Genomic DNA, 16,576 nt, shown 5'->3' with positions numbered 1-16,576 from the left:
CCGCTGTGCCAAGGTGAGTCGGCTCTGAAGTACGAGCCCCGGCAGACCCCAGGTCTGCCGGGGTTTCTCGTGTTCCCGACCGGAAAGGAGTGCCGGCAGCCGTGAGCACGCCGAAACCCACCACCGTGCTGATCACCGTCACCGGGCAGGACAAGCCGGGGGTCTCCTCCGTGCTCTTCGCCGCGCTCACCGCGCACGGGGTGGACATCGTCGACGTCGAACAGGTCGTCATCCACGACCGCCTGGTGCTCGGCGTGCTGGTCTCCACCGGAGGCGACGCCGAACACCTCCAGGAAGCCGTCGAGCAGGCCATGGCCACCGTCGGCATGTCGGTGGACGTGCTGATCGGCGCCCCCGACGGGGACCCGGCGAAGCAGGCCGCCACGCACGTCGTCGTCGTGCTCGGGCACCCGGTGTCCGCGCGCAGCTTCACCGAGGTCGCGCGCCGCCTCGCCGCGATGAACGTCAACATCGACTCCATCCGGCGCGTCGCCGACTACCCCGTCACCGGGCTCGAACTACAGGTCACCGCCCCCGACTCCAGCGACGAGATGGGGGCGCTGCTCACCTCCGAGATGGGCGACCTGTCCGCCGGGCTCGGCGTGGACGTGGCCGTCGAGCGGGCCGGGCTGACCCGGCGGGCCAAGCGGCTCGTCGTGTTCGACGTGGATTCCACGCTCATCCAGGGCGAGGTCATCGAGATGCTCGCCGCCAAGGCCGGCTGCGAAGAAGCGGTCCGCGAGGTCACCGAGCGCGCCATGCGCGGCGAACTGGACTTCGCCGAGTCGCTGCGGGAGCGCGTCGCCGTGCTCGAAGGGCTGCCCGCCACCGTGCTCGACGAGGTCGCCGCCGACCTCGAACTCACCCCCGGCGCCCGCACCACCGTGCGCACCCTGCGCAGGCTCGGCTTCCACACCGGCGTCGTCTCCGGCGGGTTCACCCAGATCATCGACCACCTCGTCGCCGAGCTCGGGCTCGACTTCAGCGCGGCCAACGAGCTTGAGGTCGTCGACGGCAAGCTCACCGGCCGGGTCCTCGGCGAGATCGTCGACCGGCCCGGCAAGGCCCGCGCGCTGCGCCGGTTCGCCGCCGAGTTCGGCGTGCCGCCCGGCCAGTGCGTCGCGGTCGGCGACGGTGCCAACGACATCGACATGCTCTCCGCCGCCGGGCTCGGCGTCGCGTTCAACGCGAAGCCCGCGCTGCGCGAGGTCGCCGACACCGCGCTGTCCCACCCGTTCCTCGACGCGATCCTGTTCGTGCTCGGCGTGACACGCGCCGAAGTGGAACTCGCCGACGCCGAGGACGGCGTGCTGCGGCGCGTCCCGCTCGAAGCCTGAGCCGGAACCAGAACCACCCCGTGATCGTTCCTTCGAGTGGAGATCACGGATCGAATGGAGATGACCACGTGGACGAGGTGTCCTTGCGCATCGAGGCGGCGCCGGAGCAGGTCTACGACCTGCTCGCCGACATCACCCGGATGCCGGAGTGGAGTCCGGACCTGTGGCGCTGCAGCTGGCGCGGGAAGGTGCGGGAACCCGTCGTCGGAGCCCGGTTCATCGGCTTCAACAAGACCGGTTTCCCGACGCCGAACGTCGTCGAGAGCGCCGAGCGCGGCCGCGAGTTCTCCTTCCGCACCACCGCGCACGACACCGTGTGGCGCTACGTGCTCACCCCCGACGGGGACGGAACCCTGGTGACCGAGCAGCGCGACACCTCGAAGAGCAAGAAGTTCGTGGTGAACACGCTCAACCGGCTCGCGGGCGGTGAGGAGAAGCTCGCCGCGTCCTTCCGGGGCGGCATGGAGAAGACGCTGCAGCGGCTCAAGGCGACCGCCGAGGCGTGAGCCCGGGGTGAACGGACCGTTCGTCCGGAACCATCGGACGAACGGTCCGTTCACTCGCGCCCGATCGAGGTGGTTCCGCGTCGTCGTGCCGGTGGTGCGGCCGTTGAGCCGACGCGAGTGACCGGTACTGCCGCGAGGTCCCGGCCGTCTTCTCCCGAGCCCGGCGATCATGGGGCCCGGAGCCGTCGCCGAGATCGATCCCGCGGGGAGCGACCCGCTGAGTGTTCCGTCACCCGGCCCCTCGCACCGGCGGGTCCGAGAGATAATCGCGGGGTGCTCGACGTGCTCGACCCCCTGCTCACCCGCTACGCCTCCTGGCTGGCGATGCCCACCGAGGCGACCGCGGACACCTCCGACGAGGACCCGGACGAGGTCGTCCTGATGCCGATGGTGCTGCGCATCGAACGCGGCACTCCGCCGGGCCGGACCGCGCTGCTGGAGGCCGCGGCCGCCGCCGCGCTCGCGGTGTGCCTGGACGAGCGGACCGAGCCGGGCGGGGAGTGGCACGAGCCGTTGCACCGCTGGACGTCGGGCCGCATCCGCAAGGTGTCCCGGCGGGCTCGCGGCGCGCACTGGGCCGCGGTGCAGGACCTGCCGGGCCGCACCGCGGAGGTGGACGGTGCCCAGGTGCGCGCGTTCCTGCCGTCGCGGGTCGCCGACATGCCGCGGGAGCTCACCCGGCTGCAGATCTCCGGCAGCGAACTGGACGCCGACGAGCCGGGGCCGCCCCGCCCGGACGCGCCGGTGCTCTGGTTGAACCCGCACGTCCCGATGAGCGCGGGGAAGTCCGCCGCGCAGGTCGGGCACGCCACCATGTTCCTGGCCGCGCTGCTGCACGGCGAGGGCCGCGACGACGAGGTGGCGCGCTGGTCGGCGGCGGACCTGCCCTGCTCGGTGCGCACCGCCGATCCGGCTACCTGGGCGCGGTTGCTGCCCGGCGACGACGCGGAGACCGCGTGGCGCCGCGACGGGGTGGCGGCGGTCCGCGATGCCGGGTTCACCGAGGTCGATCCGGGCACCGTGACGGTGCTCGCGCAGTGGCGCTGACGAGCGGACCAGTGGTCGTGCAATTGGCGAAAATGAATTGCGCGATGCATTGATGGTTGCACCGTTCCCGCAATAGGTGGCGCGGATGGCCTGATCTGGAATTCGCTGCGGATCAGCGCCGGAATGCGCCCGCAACGCGCCGCGTTTCCGCCTTGTCCGCGAACGGTTCCCGGTGCCATGATCCCGGTGGGCGCGAAAAGCGCCCGCGAATCCTGGGGGGATTCATGGGGACGTTTACTCGGAACCTCGCGGTGCTCGGCACCGCCTCCGGTGTCGGGAAAACACTGATCACCATCGCGATCTGCCGCTGGCTCCGCGACCACGGCATCGACGTGGCGCCGTTCAAGGCGATGTCCATGCAGGACGGCGACTCGTTCTACCGCACCGCCTCCGGCGGGCTGGTGCACTACCAGCAGGTGCAGCAGGCGTCCGGCGCCAAACTCGAACCCGAGACGCACATGAACCCCATCGCGGTGTGGGCGCACTCCGGCCAGGTCATCACCGCGGTGCGCGGCGCGCAGAACACGGCCCTGGCGCGCCGCTCGGCGCACCGGCGCACCGCCCTGTTCCGCGAGGCGATCATGGACTCCTACCTGAGCCTCGCCCGCAGGCACGAGTTCATCGTCATCGAAGGCTGCGGCAGCCCCGTCGAGCTGAACCTGCGCCGCCGCGATCTGTCCAACCTCTGGCTCACCCGCACCCTCGCCGCCCCCTGCCTGCTGGTCGGCAGCGTCACGCACACCGGCGTGTTCGCCGCGCTCGTCGGCACCCTCCAGCTGATGCGCCCCGCCGAACGAGCCCTCGTCGCCGGACTGGTCGTGAACCGCTACGCGGGCGACCCGCGAGGATTCATCGCCGGTGCGCGGATATTGGAAGAACGCACCGGAGTGGAATGCTGGGGAACCGTTCCCGATCTCCCAGGTCTCACGGCGTTGAGCGCGGTTCCGGGCAGTCCGGAACAGACCCGCGGATTGGTCGGCAGCGCGGAGTTGGACGCCGAGATCGACCGCTGGACCGGCCATGTCGACCGCCACCTGGAATTGGGCCGGCTGCTGCGATGACGCTCCGGTTCCGCAGATCGAGAACCGGATCCGGATGGGACCCGGTGCCGTTCGTGCTGCTCTGGATCGGCCAGTCCGCCTCCGCTTTCGGAACATTGCTGACGAACTTCGGGATCGTGCTGTGGATCTGGGCGCGCACCGGGCAGGCGCTGCCGATCGCGATGATCGAATTCTGCTCCTTCGGAGCCGTGGTGCTGCTCGGACCGTTCGCCGGAGCCGTGTGCGACCGGTGCGGGCCGCTGCGGACCCTCATCGCGAGCAACCTGGCCGCGGGCGGCCTGCTGGCCGGTCTGCTGCTGCTCGCGGCGACCGGGACGCTGACCACGCCGTGGGTGTACGCCGCGCTCGTGGTGCTCGGCGCCGCGCTCGCCTTCCAGTACCCGGCGATGCTGGCTGCCGTGACCTCGCTGGTGCCGAGCGGGCACTACGCCCGTGCCAGCGGCGTGCTGTCCTTAACCACCTCGATCGCCGGGGCCGCCGGGCCCGCCGTGGCCGCCGCGTTCCTCGGCGGCGCCGGGCTCGGCACCTACTTCGCCATCGACCTCGCGAGCTATGCGCTGTGCGCGGTGACCTTGACCGCGGTGCGGGCGAGGAGCTGTGCGGCGGACGTCGAGAAACGCGCGGCGGAGCGCCCGCGGCGGGGGAGGTGGGCGGCCGACCTCGTGCACGGCTTCCGCTACATCGCGGCGCTGCCCGGACTGCTGGCGCTGCAGGGCATGTTCTTCGCCTTCTACTTCGCAGGCATGTTCGGCGTGCTGCTCGCGCCGATGGTGCTCGCCAGATCGGGCGATGCCGGGGCAGGCCGGGCGTTGTTGGCGACCGTGCTCGCCGCGGCGGGCATCGGCGGCATCGCCGGCGGGCTCGCGACCGCGGTGTGGGGACCGCGGCGTGACCACGTCCTGGTGGTCCTGGTGGGTTTCGTGCTCACCGGCACGTGCGGGCAGCTGCCGCTGGTGCTCGACGGGGTACCCGCCGCGTGGGTGGTGGCCTCGTTCGCCGGTGCCTTCCTCTACGCCCCGATCGAAGCGTCCAACCAGGCCATCTGGCAGTCCCGGACCCCCGTCGACCAGCAAGGACGGATCTTCGCGGCGCGGCGGGTGATGACCGAATCCGCCGGAGTCGCCGTGCTGCTGCTCGCGGGCCCGCTCGCCGACCACGTGCTCGAACCGGCGATGCGCGAACCGGGCTGGCTGCGCGGCGCGTTCGGCTGGATCGCCGGAACCGGGCACGGCAGCGGCATGGCCGTGCTGCTCGGGTTCAGCGGCGTGCTGACCGCCGCGCTCGGCGTGCTCGGCTTGCTCGTGCCCGGGGTGCGCGGCCTGGACCGCGCCGTCACCGGAGCAGCAGTGGCCCACTCGGCCCATCGGGAGAAGGAGCACTGACATGCGCGATGCGCGTTCCGAACAGGTGTGGCGCGGCCGCATCCACCTCGGCGACGAACCCGGCGGCTACGGGGACGCCGCCTACGCGGGGCTGGCCGTGGAACTACCACTCACCCTGGAGACCGTGCCGGGAACCGGCGGGGTCGGCACCGCGCTGGTGCTCTCGGCGCGGGACGTCGTCACCTACGACGGCTACCCGGGTCACTCCGTCGAGATCGTCCGGTACGCGCCCGGCGAGGACCCGTCGAAGTGGGTGGCCGCGGTGCTGGCGACCGCGCGGCTCACCGGCGCCGAGGACGGGCGGGTGCACGTCCCGTTCCCGCTCCCGCCCGCGGCGGTCCACCACCTCGGGGTGCGGGTGCGGGTGGACACCGCGGTACCCGCCGGCCTCTACGACGACTTCGTCATCACCGGGCTGGCGCACGCGGCGCCGGATGCGGACTTCGTGGCCTCGTTCGGGTTCCGCTCCCCGCCGCCGTGACCGGATCACCCTGCGCCACAACGGGTTTCCACTGTTCCTTTGGTCCTCGGCCAAACGCTTGCTAGGGTCGAGAGGTCGATCTCCACCAGGCTCTTTCCACGCAACGCCGCGGGAGAGGGGAAAACCGTGCGACACGGCATCGTGCTGTTCACCAGCGATCGCGGGATCACGCCGGGCGACGCCGCGGAGGCGGCCGAGCAGGCCGGTTTCGACACCTTCTACGTTCCCGAGCACACCCACATCCCGATCAAGCGCACCGCCGCGCATCCCGGCACGGGCGGCGCGGAGCTGCCCGACGACCGCTACCTGCGCACCCTCGACCCGTGGGTGAGCCTGAGCGCCGCGGCCGCGCGCACCACCCGGATCGAACTGGCCACGGCCGTGGCGCTGCCGGTCGAATCCGACCCCATCACGCTCGCCAAGACGATCGCCTCCCTCGACCTGCTCTCCGCCGGCCGGGTGGTGCTCGGCGCCGGGTTCGGCTGGAACACCGACGAGCTCGCCGACCACCACGTGCCCGCGCACCGGCGCCGGGCCGCGCTGCGCGAACACCTGGCGGCGATGCGCGCGCTGTGGACCGAGGACGAAGCCTCCTACTCCGGCGAATTCGTGCGCTTCGGACCGTCCTGGGCGTACCCGAAGCCGTCCCGCATCCCGGTGCTGATCGGGGCGGGCGCCGGGCCGAAGACCTTCGCCTGGATCGCCGCGCACGCCGACGGCTGGATCACCACGCCCGCCGACACCGACGTGGCCGGGGGAGCGGACCGGCTGCGCGCCGCCTGGGCCGAAGCCGGTCGGGCGGGCGAGCCGGAGATCCGGGTGCTCGCCACCCGGAAACCGACGCCGGAGCTGCTCGCGGACTGGGCGGACTGCGGTGTCACCGAAGCGATCTGGGGGCTGCCGGACGCGTCCCCCGACGAGGTCCGCGCGTTCCTGGCACGGCACGCCGACCGGCTCGGCGTCACCGCGCCCGCCTGATGGGTCCGGAGGCGGGATCCGGCGACCCGTCCCGCTGAACCGTCCCGACGCCGTCGCGCTGAGCCGTGCCGACGAGTTGGTCTGCCGACCCGTCCCGCTGAGCCGTGCCGACAAGTTGGTTTGCGGCCCCGTCCCGCTGAGCCGTGCCGACGAGCTGCTCCGCCACCCCGTCGCGCTGAGCCGTGCCGACGAGTTGGTCTGCCGACCCATCCCGCCGACCCGACCCGGAGCCACCCGTTCGCCGAGGGGTTTCCCGGTTCGCGCGTCCGCATCCGCTCGTGCCCGATCACCTCGTCGGTAGCTTCCCGGTCGAACCTCGAAGCGACCCGAGAGGAATTCGCATGCGCCTTCGCACGACCCTGACCACCCTGGCCCTGTGCACCGCCGGTTTCGCCGCGCTCGGCGCAGGCACCGCGCTCGCCGAAGAGGTGGTGATCGGGCACTACGACACGGCCCAGGAGTGCTCGGACGTGCTGATGCAGCACGCCCACGACGGTGACCCGGGCCCGCTGATGTGCGAGCCGACCACCGACGACTTGGACGGCCCGACCGACCTCGTGCGGGGCTGAGAACCGGCGTCCGCGGCGCCGGGAACACCCCGGCACGGGACGAGCCCGCGGCGCGGCGGTGTTCTCCCCGCCGCCCGCCCCACCACTTCCGATCTCGTAGAGGAGCGCTTCATGCGCATTCGCAAGACCGTCACCACGCTGGCGCTGTGCGCGGCCGGGATGACCGCGCTCGGCGCGGGCACCGCGCTCGCGAAGGACGCGCACCCGGTGGAGATGGGCCAGTTCCCCAGCGCCGAGAAGTGCCAGGCCAAGGGCCAGCAGTTGTACGACGACGGCAAGATCATCGGCTGGGGTTGCGAGGACTGGGAGAAGGACGGCTCCTGGCTGCTGACCGGCATGGTCCCGAACTGATCGGCGCGGCCCCGAAGTGATCAGGGCGGCCCCGAAGTGATCGGCGCGGCGGCGGTGCGCACCGCCGCCGCCCGGTGCGTTCCGGTCCGCGGTGACGCGGCCCCGAACGGGTTCCCCCGTCCGCGCGGCGGGGGAACCCGTTCCTCCGGTCAGCGGGCGGGTTCGTCGTCGCCGACCCCGCGCGCGGCGAGGGCCTCGCCCAGCTCGTCGGAGTGGCGCAACGTGCGCACCAGGAACGGGACGGCGAACGCGCTCGGCGACCGGTCCGCGTTCCGGGCCCGCTGCGCCTCCCGCGTCTCCGCGGCGATGATCGACAGCGCGGCGACGGCCTGCAAGGTCAACCCCACCAGCAAGCCCACCCGCTCCGGGCGCACGCCGACCCGCCGCAACGGCGACCACCCGCGCTCCACCGCCGACACCAGGTCGTCGACCCGCGTGGTCAACGTGAACAGGTTCGCCGCCGCGATCGCCGCCAGCAGCCGCAACGTCACCACCCCGGCCTGCTGCGCACCCAGCGTCCACCACTGGAGCAGGAAGATCACCGCCAGCAGCGGCAGCAGCAGTCGGGACACCTGCCAGCAGCGCCGCAGCGGGATCCGCGCCACCGCGTACGCCGCCAGCACCCCGGCCACCACCGCACCCAGCGCGACCGGCGAACCCAGCAGGAAGATCAGCACCGCGAACGCCAGCAGCAGCGCGAACTTCACCCCGGCCGGCGTCCGGTGCAGCACGCTCGACCCCGGCTCGTACAGCCCGATCGGGCTCATCCGGCCAGTTCCCGGTAGTGCGCCAGCGCCGCCGCCGGGGTGTCGTCCGCGGCCACCCGGCCCTCGTCGATCACCACCACCCGGTCGAACCCGTCCAGCAGGTGCAGGTCGTGCGTCACCAGCACCACCTGCTGCGGCAACTCCTGCAGCAGCTCCACGAAGTGCCGCTTGTTGCGCAGGTCCAGCAGCGTCGTCGGCTCGTCGCACACCAGCACGTCCGGCTCCAGCACCAGCATCGAGCACAGCGCCAGCAACTGCTTCTGCCCACCGGAGAGCTGGTGCGCCGGGTGCTCCGCGTAGCCGTCCAGGCCGTGCGCGGCCAGCACCTCCGCCGCCCGCCGCTCCCGCTCCGCCTTCGGCACACCGTGCCTGCGCAGTGAGAACGCCACGTCCTCCCCGGCCGTCGGCATCACGATCTGGCTGTCCGGGTTGGTGAACACGAACCCGACCCGGCGGCGCACCGCCCGGCCCTCCCGCGCCGGATCCAGCCCGTCCACCAGCACCCGGCCCCGCGTCGGCGACACCAACCCGTTGATCATGCGGGCGAGGGTGGACTTGCCGGACCCGTTCGCCCCCACGAACGCGACCCGCTTCTCGGCCAGCCGCAGGTCGACGCCGTCCAGCACCGCGTGCTCGCCGTAGGCGTGCCCGACGCCCTCGAACTCGATCACTCCACTCGCTCCCACACCGTCGCCACGCCCAGCCCGCCACCGGAGGACAGGGCCGCCACCCCGGTGCGCGGCCCGTCCTCGCGCACCATGCGGCTGAACAATCGCACCACCAGGACCGCGCCGGACGCGCCCCAGGGGTGCCCGAGCGCGATCGCCCCGCCGTCCGGAGACACCGCGCGCTCGTCGATCCCGGCCGCATCGGTGCAGGCCAGCACCTGACCGGCGAAGGCCTCGGTGAACTCCACGAGCTCCGGGGCGGGCCGGTCGCGCAGCACGTGCCGCAGCGCGGGCACCGCACCCAGGCCCAACCGGTTCGGATCGACCCCGCAGGTGCGCTCGGCCACCAGCCGCAACCCCGGCACCCCGAGCCGGCGGCGCTCCCGCTCGCTGGTGACCAGCACCGCCGCGGCCCCGTCGCTGATCCCGCACGAGTTCGCCGCCGTCGCCGTGCCGTCCACCGTGAACGCCGGGCGGAACCGGGCCAGCCGCTCCGGGGTGAAACCGCGCCGCGGCCGTTCGTCCCGGAGCCCGTTGAAATCGACCAGCTCCGCGTCGAACCGCCCCGCGTCCTGGGCGGCGACCGCGCGCTCGTGGCTGCGCGCCGCGAACTCGTCCTGCCGCCGCCGCGACACGCCCGCCTCCGCCGCCACCAGGTCCGCCGCCGGGCCCATGTCCGGATCGCCCACGTCGGCGGGCGCGAACGCGGCGCGCGCGTAGAACCGCGGCGGCTCCGCGGCCGACCGGGGCCGGTGCGCTCGCCACGGCGCCGTCGATGCGCTCTCCACCCCACCAGCCAGGAAGCGCTCCCCGGCGCCGCCGCGCACCAGCGCCGCCGCGGCCACGATCGCGCTCAACCCGCTCGCGCACTGCCGGTCCACCGACATGCCCGGCACCTCGGGGCCGAACCCGGCGCGCAACGCCGCCACCCGCGCCGGATTCCCGCCGGGGCCCAGCACGTTGCCCAGCAGCACGTCGTCCACCGAATCCAGGCCCGAATCCCGCAGCGCCGCCGCCAGCACCGGCGCGGCCAGCCGGTCCACCTCCCAGTGCTGCAACACCCCGCCGACCTCGCCGACGGGGCTGCGGCGGGCGGCGATCACCACCGGTTCACGATCGATCACGACGGCACCTCCGCGTCGAGCGCGCCGTCCCGCAGCAGCCGCGCCACCTCGGCCCGCGCCGGTTTCCCCGCAGGCGTGCGGGGCAGCTCGGGCAGCACCAGCCAGCGGCGCGGCCGCTTCGCCGGTTCCAGGTGGCGGGTCGCGTCCCGCAGCCGCGCCCGCGTCGGCGGCGATTCCGGGTCGAGCTCCAGCACCGCGGTCACCAGCGAGCCCAGCCGCCGGTGCGGCGTGCCCGCCAGCACCACGTCCAGCACCCCGGGCAGCGCGCGCAGCGCCGCCTCCACCTCCTCGGCCGCCACCAGGTGCCCGCCGGTGCCGATCACCGCACCGGAGCGGCCCAGCACCGTCAGCGCGCCGTCCTCGTGGCGCACCGCCCGATCACCCACGCCGCACCAGCCCGGCTCGGCGGGCCGGAACTCGCCGCCGCGCAGGTAGCCGTCGAAGACCAGCTCGGACCGCGCCCACAACGCGCCCGGCACGCCCGGTGGGAGGGAAGCACCGTCCTCGTCGCGCACGTCCACCTCCACCACCGGGCGCAGCCGCGGCTCCCCGCGCCGCACCGCGACCAGCGACAACTCCGCCGCCCCGTAGTACTCCAGCAGCTCGCAGCCCGGCACCACCCGGTGCAGCCGGGCCTCCAGCTCCGCGTCCACGGCCGCGCCACCGCACACCACCAGCCGCAGCCGGGGCCGCGGCTCCGGTGCCCGCTCCCACACCGACAGCAGCGCCGCCAGCATCGCGGGCACCACGTGCACCACCGCCGCCTCCCGGCACGCCTCGGCCGCCGCCGTCGCCGACCAGCGGCGCAGCAGCCGCAGCGGCGCGCCCTCGTGCACCGCGTGCAGCGCGCCGAACAGGAACAACGACGAGCTCAACGGGCCCGGCACCAGCACCTCGTCGTCCGGGCCCAGCGGCACGTCCAGCGCCCGGAAGCTCTCCAGCCAGGAACGCCGCGACCGCACCAGCACCTTCGGCGCCCCGCTGCTGCCCGACGTCGTCGGCAGGTAGAACCAGGTGCGCTCACCGCCGCGCGGCGCGACCGGCTCGCCCGGCTCCGGGACTCCCGACACCACGACGTCCGGGGCCGCGTCGGCCAGCACCTCGTCCCGCCGCGACCAGTCCGGATCGACCACCAGCGCCGCCGCGCCCGCCAGCTCGGCGCCCAGCACCCAGCCCAACCGGTGCACCGGCTCCGGCTCGTCCACCGCGACCCGGGACGCGCCCGCCAGCGCCCGCGCCGCACCGTGCGCGCGCCGCCGCAGCTCCGCGCCGTCCCAGGTCACGTCATCGCAGGTCACCCGCGAGATCAACGCCGGGAACATTCAGCGCCGCGCCCCGGCCGGCGACGACGGCAGCGCCCGGTGCACCGCCGCCGCCACCAGCGACACCAGCACCAGTTTCACCGCGTCACCCGGCAGGAACACCAGCGACTGCACCGCGGCCGCACCCAGATCACCCGTGAACAGCGCCCAGTACGGGATGCCGATCAGGTAGTCCGCTGCGATGCCCGCCAGGTTCGCCACCAGCAGCAGCGGCAGCCCGGGACGCGGCAGCCCCCGCTGCACGATCAGCCCCACCACGATCGCCGACAACAGCCAGCCGATCACGAACCCGCCGCTCGGCCCCGCGAACGGGGCGATGCCGCCGCGCCCACCGGACAGCAGCGGCAACCCGATCGCCACCAGCGCCAGGAACAGCAGCACCGAGGCGCCCGCCCGGCGCGCTCCCAGGATGCTGCCGGCCAGCAGCGGACCCATGTTCTGCAGCACCACCGGTACCGCCGCGCCCGCCAGGTACAGGCCGGGGAACAGTCCGAGCACGGCGATGAACGCCGCGAACACCACGGTCCTGGCCAGGTCTGCGGCCGGTTCGGTGCGCTGCGCGGGCACGACGCCTCCTCACGAGGAATCACGGGATCGGCGTCAACGTACCCGCAGGCGGGGCCGGGACAGAAAGACCTGCGCCACATTGTGGACACCCGACAACCCGTTTCGGAGTGAACGGACCGCTGGTCCGACGGGATGGGACGAACGGTCCGTTCACTCCGCGCTCCCGGCCGGGGTGAGCGGACCGCTGGTCCATCGGGTTCGGACGAACGGTCCGTTCACCCGCCCCGTTCTCCGCAGCGCGCGAGCTCAGCCCGCCGCCGCGTTCAACCGCGTCAGCGCGCCCCGCACCACCTGCGGGTCGTGCGTCGTCCAGAACGGCGGCAGCGAGGCGCGCAGGAACCCGCCGTAGCGGGCCGTGGCCAGCCGCGGGTCGAGCACCGCGATCACCCCGCGGTCGTGCGAGGACCGCAGCAGCCGCCCCGCCCCCTGCGCCAGCAGCAGCGCCGCGTGCGTGCCCGCCACGGTGAGGAAGCCGTTGCCGCCGTGCGCCGACACCGCCTTCTGCCGAGCCGAGGCCAGCGGGTCGTCCGGCCGGGGGAACGGGATCCGGTCCATCACCACGAGCTGCAGCGAATCACCGGGCACGTCCACCCCCTGCCACAGCGACAGCGTCCCGAACAGGGAGGTCGCCGGATCGGCGGCGAACTTGGCGACGAGCTGCGCCGTGTTGTCCTCGCCCTGGCACAGCACCGGCGTGCCGAGCCGACCGCGCAGCTCCTCGGCGGCCTGCCGCGCGGCCCGCATCGAGGAGAACAACCCGAGGGTGCGGCCCCCGGCGGCCTCCACGAGTTCGGTGAGCTCGTCGAGGTACTCCGGCGGCAACCCGTCCCGCCCGGGCTGCGGCAGGTGCCGGGCGACGTAGAGGATGCCGCTGCGCTGGTGCTCGAACGGCGAGCCCACGTCCAGCCCGGTCCACTTCGGCCCGCCGGAGTCGGAGGGCACCTCCTTGCCGCTGGCCGCGCCGGGCGCGGGGGAGGCCTTGCGCTCCGGCGGCAGCCCCCACTGCCGGGCGAGGGTGTCGAAGGACCCGCCGAGCGCCAGCGTCGCCGAGGTGAGCACCGTGGTGCGCTGCCCGAACAGCCGCTCCCGCAGCAGCCCGCCGACGCCGAGCGGCGCGACCTTCACCGCGGGCGCCCGGTTCGGTTCGGCGGCGATCCACACGACGTCGCGGCGCTCCCCTTCCGGCTCGTCGAAGGCGTCGAGCAGCCGCACCGCGTTGTCGTGGACCTCCTCGGTGACGGCGAGCGCGAGCTTGCGGGCGCTGCTGCCGTCCGGATCCTCCTTGTGCTCCGGCCCGAGCGCGGTGGTGCACGCGGCGGCGGCGTCGCGCAGCGCGGTGAGCGCGCCGCCGAGCGCCTCCGGCATCTCCTCGATCCGCTGCGGCCGGGCGTCGGCGAGGACGATCTCCAGGCCTTCGGCGGCCTCGTCGAGCCGGTCGGCGATGCCCTGGTCGATGGCGCGGCCGCAGCGGCGCGCGGCGAGCTTCGCCTGGTTCGCGGACAACTCGCCGGTGGCGGCGGAGGTGACCCGGTCGACGAGGTCGTGCGCCTCGTCGACCATGACGACGTCGTGCTCGGGCAGCACCGGCCGGTCGTCGAGGGCGTCGATGGCGAGCAGCGCGTGGTTGGTGACGACGACGTCGGCGCGCCCCGCCTCACCGCGGGCGCGTTCGGCGAAGCAGTCGGTGCCGATGGGGCAGCGGTGCACGCCGAGGCATTCCTTCGCGGTCACCGACAGCTGCCGCCACGCCTGGTCGGTGACGCCGGGAACCAGCTCGTCGCGGTCCCCGGTCTCGGTCTCGGTGGCCCATTCGCGGACCCGCTTGACCTGGCGTTCCAGCGCGGACGCGGCGAACGGGTCGAACAGCGCGCCTTCTTCCGGTTCGGCGGGCGCGCCGCCGTGGATCCGGTTCAGGCACAGGTAGTTGCGGCGGCCCTTGAGGATCGCGAACGTCGGCGGCCTGCCGAGCGCGTCGGCGAGCGCCTTCGACAGCCGCGGCAGGTCGCGGTCGACGAGCTGGCGCTGCAGCGCGATCGTCGCCGTCGAGATCACCACGGTGGTGGCTTCGGCGACGGCGTGCCGGATCGCGGGCACCAGGTAGGCCAGCGACTTCCCGGTGCCCGTTCCGGCCTGCACGGCGAGGTGCTCGCCGGAGGAGATGGAGTGCTCGACGGCCGCCGCCATCCGCGACTGGCCTTCGCGTTCGGCGCCGCCGACGGAGTGCACCGCCAAGCCCAGCAGCGTCGCCAGGTCCGGGATCTGCTCCGGCGGTTTCGCCGTGATCGGCTCGTCCCGGTGCTGCTTGCGGCGTTCCGGTGGCCCCTGCAACGCCAGGTCGGCGGCGATCTCGGGCGGGAGCTCGTCATCGTCGTCGAGCGCGAACACGTCCGGATCGGACCACTGCGGAACAGAACCTGGCACGCCCGGCAACGCTACCGGCCACCTCCGACGCCCCGAGCGGGTGCATCCGGGCGCGTCCCGACGTCACCCCACGACCGGGGAACCGGTGGTGCGCACCCCCGCGGCGCGCAGCTCCGCCAGCGCGGCATCGACCGTGGGTCGCGCGACGCCCGCCGTCAGGTCCAGCAGCACCGTCGTCGCGAACCCGGCCGCCGCCGCGTCCAACGCGGTCGCCCGCACGCAGTGATCGGTGGCGATGCCCACCACGTCGACCTCGGTGACCCCGCGCCCGGTCAGCCACTCGGCGAGGCCCTGGCCCGAACCGTCGACGCCCTCGAACCCCGAGTACCCGTCGTCGAAGCGCCCCTTCGAGAACACGGCCTGCACCGGGCCCACCTCCAGCTCCGGGTGGAACGCCGCGCCCGCCGTGCCCGCCACGCAGTGCACCGGCCAGGACCGCACGAAATCCGGTTCCGTGCTGAAGTGCCCGCCCGGGTCGACGTGGTAGTCGCGGGTCGCGGCCACGTGCGCGTAGTCCGACTCCGCCAGGTACCGGGAGATCGCCGCCGCCACCGCGGCCCCGCCCGCCACGCCCAGCGCGCCGCCCTCGCAGAAGTCCAGCTGCACGTCCACGACCAGCAGCGCGCGCACCGGGCCGCTCACGCCGACTCCTCCGACTGGAACACCGTCGGGATCGCCGGTTCCCCGCTGGAGAGCTTCAGGCCCTCCCACGGCAGGCTCACCAGGGCGTGCCGCAGGCGTTCCCGCGCGTCCTCCAGCGACGGCAGGTCCGCCACGCGCTCCCCGCCGCGCACCATCGGGATCGGCACCACCCGGTCGTGCGAGCCCGCCTTCGGGTCCTCGAAACCGCGGCCGGTGCGGAACACGACCTCCTCCAGCGCGGTGCCGGTGTCCTTGTGCCTGCGCAGCGCCGACTTCGTGCCGCCGCGGGACTCCTTGTGGGTGCTGCGCTTCGCGACCGGCCGCCCCTCCACGTCGGTCAGCTTGTAGACCATGCCCGCCGTCGGCGCCCCCGAACCGGTCACCAGCGAAGTCCCGACCCCGTAGCCGTCCACCGGTTCCGCGCGCAGCGAGGCGATCGCGTACTCGTCCAGATCACCCGACACCACGATCCGGGTGCCCGTCGCCCCCAGCGAGTCCAGCTGCTCCCGCGCCTGCCGCGCCAGCACGCCCACATCGCCCGAGTCGATGCGCACGGCGCCGAGCCCCGGACCGGCGACCTCCACGGCCGTCGCGATGCCCCGCGAGATGTCGTAGGTGTCCACCAGCAGTGTCGTGTCCGCGCCAAGTGCGGCGATCTGCGACTCGAACGCGGCACGCTCGGAGTCGTGCAGCAACGTGAACGAGTGCGCCGAGGTGCCCGCCGTCGGGATCCGGTAGCGGCGGCCCGCCTCCAGGTTCGAGGTCGCGGTGAACCCGGCCAGGTAGGCGGCGCGGGCCGCGGCGACCGCCGACTCCTCGTGGGTGCGGCGCGAGCCCATCTCGATGATCCGCCTGCCGTTGGCCGCCGACACCATCCGCGCGGCCGCCGCGGCGATCGCGCTGTCGTGGTTCATGATCGACAGGATGACGGTCTCCAGGATCACCGCCTCGGCGAACGTGCCGCGCACCGTCAGCAGCGGCGATCCCGGGAAGTACAGCTCCCCTTCCGGGTAGCCGTCCACGTCGCCGCGGAACCGGTAGTCGCGCAACCACGCGAGGGTGGTCTCATCGACCACATGATCCTCGGCAAGGCGTTCCAGCTCGGCTTCGTCGAAGCGGAAGTTCTCGATCGCCTCCAGCACCCGCTCCGTGCCGCCGACCACGCCGTAGCGGCGGCCGTCCGGCAACCGCCGGGTGAACGCCTCGAACACGCACCGGCGCTCCGCGGTCCCATCCCGCAAGGCGCTGGCCAGCATGGTCAGCTCGTAATGATCAGTGCGCAACGCGGTACTGGCAGCAGCCGTCATGGATCAGAGGTTACGTGCCCGCGGCCGCCCGCCCCCTCCGCAGGTC

The 16,576-nt window shown here is 73.6% G+C and carries 17 protein-coding genes; 9 read left to right on the top strand and 8 right to left on the bottom strand.

Annotation, left to right across the window (positions count from 1 at the left end; genetic code table 11):
• Positions 1 to 101 precede the first annotated feature (101 nt).
• From serB to AC29IT_RS27425, 9 genes are all read left to right on the top strand, one after another.
• A complete protein-coding gene (serB, locus tag AC29IT_RS27465; RefSeq protein ID WP_358443899.1) occupies positions 102 to 1,337 on the top strand; it encodes a phosphoserine phosphatase SerB in 1,236 nt (411 codons plus the stop codon).
• A gap of 68 nt (positions 1,338 to 1,405) precedes the next feature.
• The gene (locus AC29IT_RS27460; RefSeq protein WP_488220591.1) at positions 1,406 to 1,843 is read left to right on the top strand and encodes an SRPBCC family protein; all 438 of its coding nucleotides are present in this window, start codon (positions 1,406 to 1,408) and stop codon (positions 1,841 to 1,843) included.
• Between the two features lie 273 nt (positions 1,844 to 2,116).
• Positions 2,117 to 2,890, top strand: a complete 774-nt coding sequence (locus AC29IT_RS27455) for a peptidyl-tRNA hydrolase (RefSeq protein WP_488220590.1) — start codon at positions 2,117 to 2,119, stop codon at positions 2,888 to 2,890.
• 224 nt (positions 2,891 to 3,114) lie between these two features.
• On the top strand, positions 3,115 to 3,951 hold the full coding sequence (locus AC29IT_RS27450) for an AAA family ATPase (RefSeq protein ID WP_488220589.1): 837 nt from the start codon (positions 3,115 to 3,117) through the stop codon (positions 3,949 to 3,951).
• A 44-nt stretch (positions 3,952 to 3,995) separates the two neighbouring features.
• Complete coding sequence (locus AC29IT_RS27445) at positions 3,996 to 5,333, top strand: MFS transporter (RefSeq protein WP_488220588.1); 1,338 nt, start codon at positions 3,996 to 3,998, stop codon at positions 5,331 to 5,333.
• Between the two features lies 1 nt (position 5,334).
• Positions 5,335 to 5,814 carry a hypothetical protein gene (locus AC29IT_RS27440; RefSeq protein WP_488220587.1) on the top strand — a complete coding sequence of 160 codons (480 nt, stop codon included), beginning with the start codon at positions 5,335 to 5,337 and terminating at the stop codon, positions 5,812 to 5,814.
• 126 nt (positions 5,815 to 5,940) lie between these two features.
• Positions 5,941 to 6,792: an LLM class F420-dependent oxidoreductase gene (locus tag AC29IT_RS27435; RefSeq protein WP_488220586.1), complete on the top strand. Its 852-nt coding sequence runs from the start codon at positions 5,941 to 5,943 to the stop codon at positions 6,790 to 6,792.
• A gap of 341 nt (positions 6,793 to 7,133) precedes the next feature.
• On the top strand, positions 7,134 to 7,361 hold the full coding sequence (locus AC29IT_RS27430) for a hypothetical protein (RefSeq protein ID WP_488220585.1): 228 nt from the start codon (positions 7,134 to 7,136) through the stop codon (positions 7,359 to 7,361).
• A 111-nt stretch (positions 7,362 to 7,472) separates the two neighbouring features.
• A complete protein-coding gene (locus AC29IT_RS27425) occupies positions 7,473 to 7,712 on the top strand; it encodes a hypothetical protein (RefSeq protein ID WP_488220584.1) in 240 nt (79 codons plus the stop codon).
• 149 nt (positions 7,713 to 7,861) lie between these two features.
• Here the strand turns inward: AC29IT_RS27425 and AC29IT_RS27420 are convergent, their stop codons facing one another.
• The 8 genes from AC29IT_RS27420 to AC29IT_RS27385 all read right to left on the bottom strand — a co-directional run bounded on the left by AC29IT_RS27420 (position 7,862) and on the right by AC29IT_RS27385 (position 16,530).
• On the bottom strand, positions 7,862 to 8,479 hold the full coding sequence (locus AC29IT_RS27420) for an energy-coupling factor transporter transmembrane component T family protein (RefSeq protein ID WP_488220583.1): 618 nt from the start codon (positions 8,477 to 8,479) through the stop codon (positions 7,862 to 7,864).
• Positions 8,476 to 9,150, bottom strand: a complete 675-nt coding sequence (locus tag AC29IT_RS27415) for an energy-coupling factor ABC transporter ATP-binding protein (RefSeq protein ID WP_488220582.1) — start codon at positions 9,148 to 9,150, stop codon at positions 8,476 to 8,478. Before AC29IT_RS27415 ends, AC29IT_RS27420 begins: the two co-directional genes overlap by 4 nt.
• Positions 9,147 to 10,271 carry a thiolase family protein gene (locus AC29IT_RS27410; RefSeq protein WP_488220581.1) on the bottom strand — a complete coding sequence of 375 codons (1,125 nt, stop codon included), beginning with the start codon at positions 10,269 to 10,271 and terminating at the stop codon, positions 9,147 to 9,149. Before AC29IT_RS27410 ends, AC29IT_RS27415 begins: the two co-directional genes overlap by 4 nt.
• Positions 10,268 to 11,581, bottom strand: coding sequence for a class I adenylate-forming enzyme family protein (locus AC29IT_RS27405; protein WP_488220580.1), 1,314 nt, complete (start codon positions 11,579 to 11,581; stop codon positions 10,268 to 10,270). Before AC29IT_RS27405 ends, AC29IT_RS27410 begins: the two co-directional genes overlap by 4 nt.
• Before the next feature lie 12 nt (positions 11,582 to 11,593).
• A complete protein-coding gene (locus tag AC29IT_RS27400; RefSeq protein ID WP_488220579.1) occupies positions 11,594 to 12,160 on the bottom strand; it encodes a biotin transporter BioY in 567 nt (188 codons plus the stop codon).
• A 246-nt stretch (positions 12,161 to 12,406) separates the two neighbouring features.
• Positions 12,407 to 14,581 (bottom strand): ATP-dependent DNA helicase, encoded by a 2,175-nt coding sequence (locus tag AC29IT_RS27395; protein ID WP_488220578.1) that lies wholly within the window; start codon positions 14,579 to 14,581, stop codon positions 12,407 to 12,409.
• Between the two features lie 63 nt (positions 14,582 to 14,644).
• Positions 14,645 to 15,223: an isochorismatase family protein gene (locus AC29IT_RS27390; RefSeq protein ID WP_358438467.1), complete on the bottom strand. Its 579-nt coding sequence runs from the start codon at positions 15,221 to 15,223 to the stop codon at positions 14,645 to 14,647.
• Positions 15,220 to 16,530 (bottom strand): nicotinate phosphoribosyltransferase, encoded by a 1,311-nt coding sequence (locus tag AC29IT_RS27385; RefSeq protein WP_358438465.1) that lies wholly within the window; start codon positions 16,528 to 16,530, stop codon positions 15,220 to 15,222. The genes AC29IT_RS27390 and AC29IT_RS27385 overlap by 4 nt, the downstream gene beginning before the upstream one ends.
• Positions 16,531 to 16,576 lie beyond the last annotated feature (46 nt).

It is taken from the genome of Saccharopolyspora sp. MMCC62 (assembly GCF_057736575.1).
Note: the sequence above shows the minus strand (reverse complement) of the source record. Positions and strands in the feature narration are given on the sequence as shown.

Bases quoted from the DNA above. Each gene is read 5' to 3' on its own strand.
- AC29IT_RS27430 (WP_488220585.1), top strand. From the start codon at position 7,134: ATGCGCCTTCGCACGACCCTGACCACCCTGGCCCTGTGCACCGCCGGT.
- AC29IT_RS27385 (WP_358438465.1), bottom strand. From the start codon at position 16,530: ATGACGGCTGCTGCCAGTACCGCGTTGCGCACTGATCATTACGAGCTG.
- AC29IT_RS27420 (WP_488220583.1), bottom strand. From the start codon at position 8,479: ATGAGCCCGATCGGGCTGTACGAGCCGGGGTCGAGCGTGCTGCACCGG.
- AC29IT_RS27450 (WP_488220589.1), top strand. From the start codon at position 3,115: ATGGGGACGTTTACTCGGAACCTCGCGGTGCTCGGCACCGCCTCCGGT.
- AC29IT_RS27440 (WP_488220587.1), top strand. From the start codon at position 5,335: ATGCGCGATGCGCGTTCCGAACAGGTGTGGCGCGGCCGCATCCACCTC.
- AC29IT_RS27425 (WP_488220584.1), top strand. From the start codon at position 7,473: ATGCGCATTCGCAAGACCGTCACCACGCTGGCGCTGTGCGCGGCCGGG.